Here is a 6,000-nt window from a genome sequence, read left to right as displayed (position 1 = left end):
CCCCCGGATCATGCAAGCGACTGGGGGGACAAAGTCATGCCGGACCTGGCGACCAGGGGCTCCAAGATCAGAGCCACGAAAACGGTAACGGGGGTGCATGACCTGGGGTTCTGGGCGCCCGCAGGGTCTGAGCCGGATGGGCGGGTGCGGGCGATCTGGTGAGTCCGAACACGACCGGCCCATTTTCTTGACTAGTTCCAGTTTTCTGATGGCATACTGGAACCCGTCATGACCCGCGGCGAGCATGCTGGGCCGCACTGGCGACAAGATCGTCGCCGAGGTCAAGGGCCGACGACGTCGGCCCGCCGCTGCTGACTGCGGCAACCACCACGAGCGAAGACCCGGGAGCCCCCGTCTCCCGGGTCTTCGCCCATCCGGGCCGGTGATCGTGCCCGACCGCCCTGTCGCTTCAGGTGAAATCGGCCACCGCGGCCGAGGCCGTGATCAATCCACAATGGATGGTGATGCCCCGTGGGAGTGGGCCCTCGGGGGTGTCCTGCGAGCCGGCGCGACGATGCCGCTTCGCACTCGCCTGGAGCGGGCGGGCGAACCCCGCCTGCCCGGAATTCGGGGACGACGGCAGCCGGTGCGTGTTCGTCTGCAGCCACTCGAACTCGCTACACCCCATGGCGAGACCAGCGACAAGTCCGTCGATGTGGCTGAGCCTGCTCCGTCAGGTCCGCTTCTTCCGCCGGTGACCCTTGGCAGTTTCAATTGAAACTGCCAAGGGTCACCGAGGCTCAGGGGTGAAGGCCTGGGGAGCAGGGCCGACGTCGTCGGCCCATCGTGAACGATTGCGGCGGACCGCCACCTCCGTGCTGGGGCGAGCAGGGCAGCTCGTGGCAGATCGTCCCGCAGCCCGAGGGGAATCTGGGCATCGCGAAAACCGGTGCGTGCACCATGTCCACAATGGAATCGCGGTTAGTCGCGGGCGTGGGCTCCCGGGGCGCTCTGGGGCTGGCCGGGTTGTGGGTGGTGGTGCCGCTGCGGGTGCCCTTGCTGCGGGCGCTGGGGGCCCGGCTGCGAGTGAGCGCCGCGCTGTGCCGAAGCGCCGTGCGAGCCAGGGGAACCCTGCTGACCCGAAGCGCCGTGCTGACCTGAAGAACCGTGCTGACCGTGGGCGGATTGCTGGCGTTGAGGATTCTGCTGGTGCTGCGAGCTCTGCGGCTGTTGCGGCGTCTGCGGGGTCTGTGGCTGCTGCGGGCCGTGGGCCTGGTGGAGAATCAGCCGTTCGCAGCTGCGCAGGACCGTGCGGACCGCGTCGCGATGCGGCCGGTCGTGCAGCGGGTTCACCGCCTGCTCCCGCCAGCGCGACAGCGCCGCAGCCGCTTCGTCGGCCAGATCCACGGCCAGGGCCGTCTCGTCCCGGCCGAGCCGCGCGTGCGGCGCGCTGCCGAACGCTCCCAGCAGCCGCTTCGCTTCCGTCTGCAGCGGACGGGCGAACCGCACCTGCCCGGAATCCAGCGCCGACAGCAGCCGCAGCTCGTTCCACTCGTGCGCGTTCGCCAGCAGCCGCTCGAACTCGCCGCGCAACTGCTGCACGCCGGGACGGGGATTCGCGCGCAGCACCATGTCGACGGCCAGCAACGCCGACCGCGCGCGCAACGCGTCTTGCCGCTCAACGAACTGCTGGTGCACGGTCTCCTGCAGCAGGTTCATTCCGCTCTCGTCGAGCAGTGCCGACTGCAGCTTCTTCCGCTCCGTCACGCCGCTGCGGATCAGCGTCAACGCGCGCACGACGCCGTAGTGGCCGAATCGTTCGAGGAGGCGCTGACGGGCCGGTCCCGGCGTCGATTCCATGGTGCTGTTGATGAATCGATCCGCTGAAAGCAGCAGCGCGTCCTGGTCGTTCTGGGGGAGCCGTGCAACGTTGTGCAGCGACTGGAAGTCGTCGTCGGTCATCGTCGCCACGGCCTGCCCGAGCAGCCCGATCACCGGGATCAGGTGCTGCGCGAACGAACGCAGCGTGGGGTCGTTGCGGTAGCGGTCGGCGATCCGCTCGGCGGCTTCGAGCGCCTCCGCGCCGCCGCTGCCCGTCTCGTCGGCGCGCGAGAACGCGACGATCGTGTTGATCGGCACGCATCGGGCGGTCTGCAATTCGTTGACGGACTGGAGGAACTGCAGGTCCGTCTGCCGCGGGTACCGCGTCAGGTACAGCACCGCGTCCGCCTCGGACAGGATCTGCGCGAGCGCGGAGCGGCCCGTCTCCTGCACCGCCGCGGACGCGACGCCGGGCGTTTCGATCAGGGTGATCGCCTGCAGTCCCGGCGTCGGCGATTCGATGACCAGCCGGGACACCTCGTCCGGCCGCCAGTGCTGCAGGTCGCGGATGGTGCCTGTGTCCAAAGTGGTCACCGGCACGTTCTGCACCGCGCCGTGCGGGGTGTGCACCAGGATCTTCGGTTCCGGCCCGTACTGGTAGAAGGTGCTGACCTGGGTGCGCTCCTCGGCGTCGGTGGGCGCGAGCTCCGCGCCGACCAGCGCGTTGATCAGCGTCGACTTGCCCGCCTTCACCCGCCCGCCGACGGCGATGCGCAGCGGCTGGTCCAGCCTCTCCAGCCGGCCGCGCAGCCACGTCGAGGTGCGCGGATCGTCCCGGTAGAAGGTCATGGTGCGGATCAGCAGCGCCCGGGCGCGTTCCAGCAAGGGATCGCCGCTCATGCCGCGGTGATCCGGTTCTGCGTCAGCATCGTCGCGCGCCGCTGCAGCACCGCGAGTTCTTCCAGCTTCCGCCGGATCTCCCTGGCGCGCTGGTCGCGGTCGACCGCGCTGCGTTCCGCCGATCGCTTGATCTCCTGGATGGCCCGGCTGATCTCCATCTGGGCATCTTCGGTGATCTGCATGTAGTGCGCGTGCAGGCCCCGGTGGACGCCGCGGATGGCGTCCCTGGCCTCCTTGTTCACGTGGAAGATGACCTGCTCCACGTAGCGCTGCACGGCGGCCTTGGCCTCGGCCTGGCGGCGGCGCAGCCGCAGGTCCTTGTCCTCGCCGAGGCTCTTGAGACCCAGCAGCACGCCCGCCGAGATCGACACCACGTTGATCAGCGGCAGGAACGCCGAGGTGATCAGGCCGAACATCAGCACGCCGCCGTAGGAGCCGCGAAGACCGGTGAGGAACTGGTCGAAGCGCTTGTACTCCGAGCCGGGCGGCAGCTTCGGCTCGGGAACCTCGCCCAGCGGTTCCGGCTGCTGGAGCTCCGTCAGGTCGGGCAGGCTGCGCCCGTGTTCGGCGAGCATCTCGTTGGCGACCTGCTCGGCGAGCCGGGCCTGCCGTTGGTCCAGCCACTCGAAGGTTTCGACGATCGCGTCGGTAAGCCGTGCTTCGAGCCAGTCGAGGAACTCGTCCCAGACCTCCAGCGGATCCGCGGTTTCGAAGGCCTCGTTGACCTGGTGCAACACCGCCCAGCTGCGTTCCCGGAAGTCGAACTCGATGTCGGTGTACAGCTCGGAAACGCCGTCGTTGAGCGCCTTCTGCCAACGGGCCGAGACGCGCCGGAGGTCTTCGGCGCGGTGCTGCGCGGTCTCCAGCTCGATGAGGGTTTCGGCCGCGGTGCGCGGGTTCTGCGCCGCCAGCTCGGCGCGCAGCGCGTCGTTGACCTGGGTCAGCGCCTCGGAAACGTTGTGCGCCACCAGGCGCCGGGTCATGTTGTCGTGCGTGCCCGCCATCTCCTTGAGGAATTCCAGCAGCGGCGGGAATCCGGATTCGGCGTTGAGGTTGGCGTCCCGGGCCTGCATCGCGTGCATCCGGATGTTGGCCGAAACCGGGAAGATCTTGGCCGCTATCCCGGCGTTCTCCAGGTGTTTCCGGTTGACTTCGAGGACTTTCCGCCAGTGCGGCGTGCGGTCGATCTTCGGCAGCACCAGCGCGACGTTCGGGCACAGCGCGGTCGCCTGCTTGAGGAACGTCAGCTCGTTGGTGGTCAGTTCCTGGGTCGCGTCGGAGACCATCAGCAACGCGTCGGCCTCGGCGACGACGGAGAGCGTGGTGGCCGTCAACGACGAAGACACGCTGCCGACGCCGGGCGTGTCCATCAGCGCGAGGCCGTTCTGCAGCACGGCGCGGGGGATGCCGACCTCGCCGCGGGTTACCGGGCGCCCGAGCGCGAGGGCGCGTTCCAGCTGCTCGCCGACCTGTTCTATCGGCACCGGCACGCGATCCAGGGCGGCCGGGCCGCGCGTCGCCTCGTGCTCGATGAGCAGGGCGGACGGTTCGTCGGAGTACCGGACGAGGGTGGGCACGACGGTGGTGACGTCGTCGCCGGAGGCGCACACGGACGCGTTCACGATGGCGTTGACCAGGGCGCTCTTGCCCTGCTTCGATTCCCCGACGACCAGCACGAGCTGCGTCGGGTCGAGCACGCGGGTGCGGATCTGCCGCAGCCTTCCGTGCAGATCAGCGCGTTGCTGCTCGGCACATTCCGCAGTCGCGCGATCGATCAGTTCCACCAACGCCGTCTCGATCACGGCGTCGATTGTGGCGTGCCGCGGCGAATAGAGAAACCCAAACGGCTGAACTCACATCCCAGGCGTGCACTGGGAGTACCAAAAGTGCAAGTTTTCCGGGCGAAAGGCGAAGAATGCCGGGATCCGCGAATCGCGGATCCCGGCATTCAGTTGCTCACTGCGTTCAGAGCACGCCGTCCAACGGCAGGGCGCTCGTCACGGTGTCGAGAGCGCCACCGGCGACGTCGCCGACGACCGGCAGGTCCTGCGGGGCCGACAGCGGCAGCGCGGCGGTCACGTCGTCGACCGGGAGGGCCGAGGTCACGTCGTCGACCGGCAGAGCGGAGACGTCGCCAGCGCCACCGGCGATGCCACCCACGGTGTCGACCACGCCGCCGACGACCGGGACGTCGCCCAGGACACCGGTCACGTTGTCGGTCACGTTGGTGATGTCGCCACCGGCGACGTTGGAGACCAGGTCACCGGCGACCGGGATGTTGGTGGCGACCGAGGTGACGTCGCCGACCACGTTGCCCACGACCGGAGCGTTGGTGACGACCGAGGTCAGGTCGCCGTTGCTCACGTTGGTGGTCACGTCGCCCAGCACGTTGGTGACGTTGTTGGCGATGTCGCCGACGACCGGGGCCTCGTTCACGACGTTGAGGACGTCGATGTTGGTCGAGTTGTCGACCACGTTGGTGACGTCGCCGTGCACGACGGTGGCGGCACCGGCGGTCAGGTCGACGCTGGTGTCGAAGACGTGCGTCGCGGTCTGGTTGACCTCGCTGACGGTGTTGCCCACGACGTTGGTGACGTCGCCCAGGGCGAGGCTGTCGCCGACCTGGCCGACGGTGTTGCCCACGACGCTGCCGACGATGTTGCCGTTGGCGATGTCGTTGCCGCTGGCGATGTCGTGGATGCTGATGAAGTTGTGCGAGTCCGTGTCGTTGTGACGCACGTCGATGTCGACGTTGTTCGACGGAGCCGGGGTCGCCGGGACGGCCGGGATGGTGGGCTCGACGTCGCCGTTCTTACCGAAGTCTTCGGCGGGGGCGGGGTTCTTCAGCATGCTCAGATCTTCCTGCTCGTTCGGATGTGCGGGATGCAGTTGGTTGATCGCGACGTGTTGGGTGCTCGCAGCGAACTTCTCGACGCTGCTCTGGAGTGAGCGGTCGTACTCGGTCACGACCTCGACCGGCGCGTAGTCGAGGACGAGTGACGTGGCTTGCAGTACGTCCGTCGCGGTCATGCCCCCGAGGCCGGCCTGATCCAGCGTGGCTTGCGGATCAGAGTCGAAGGCCGATCGGGCTGCCGGGTCGCTGACGAGGCGCGTGAGGAACTCGTGCAGCGTCGGCTCGTCCGATGGGCCGGTGGTGGAGTGTGTCCCCGGGTCGGGAGTGGAGGACTCGGCCGCGTGCTGAGGGTTCACCATCGTTGGGCCTCCCGATGCTCAGCGGTTACTCGGCTGGGTGTCCGAGTGAGGTCGTGTCCCTCACTCCCCTGTGTTGATCACGTTAGGGCGACGGGGCCCCCTAGCCATCGGGTACGACTCCTAGTT

3 protein-coding genes are annotated in these 6,000 nt (G+C 68.3%); all 3 read right to left on the bottom strand.

What is annotated here, in order from left to right; genetic code table 11:
• Window positions 1-921 precede the first annotated feature (921 nt).
• Window positions 922-2,661: a dynamin family protein gene (locus tag AC07FN_RS36630; RefSeq protein ID WP_478399767.1), complete on the bottom strand. Its 1,740-nt coding sequence runs from the start codon at window positions 2,659-2,661 to the stop codon at window positions 922-924.
• Window positions 2,658-4,463: a dynamin family protein gene (locus AC07FN_RS36625; RefSeq protein ID WP_478399766.1), complete on the bottom strand. Its 1,806-nt coding sequence runs from the start codon at window positions 4,461-4,463 to the stop codon at window positions 2,658-2,660. Before AC07FN_RS36625 ends, AC07FN_RS36630 begins: the two co-directional genes overlap by 4 nt.
• A 163-nt stretch (window positions 4,464-4,626) precedes the next feature.
• Window positions 4,627-5,874 (bottom strand): IniB N-terminal domain-containing protein, encoded by a 1,248-nt coding sequence (locus tag AC07FN_RS36620; protein ID WP_478399765.1) that lies wholly within the window; start codon window positions 5,872-5,874, stop codon window positions 4,627-4,629.
• Between the last annotated feature and the right edge of the window lie 126 nt (window positions 5,875-6,000).

This window comes from Saccharopolyspora sp. NPDC045941 (assembly GCF_056431445.1).
This window is presented reverse-complemented; position numbering and strand designations above follow the sequence as displayed.

Coding starts and splice junctions, on each gene's coding strand:
- AC07FN_RS36630 (WP_478399767.1), bottom strand. CDS start 2,661: ATGAGCGGCGATCCCTTGCTGGAACGCGCCCGGGCGCTGCTGATCCGC.
- AC07FN_RS36620 (WP_478399765.1), bottom strand. CDS start 5,874: ATGGTGAACCCTCAGCACGCGGCCGAGTCCTCCACTCCCGACCCGGGG.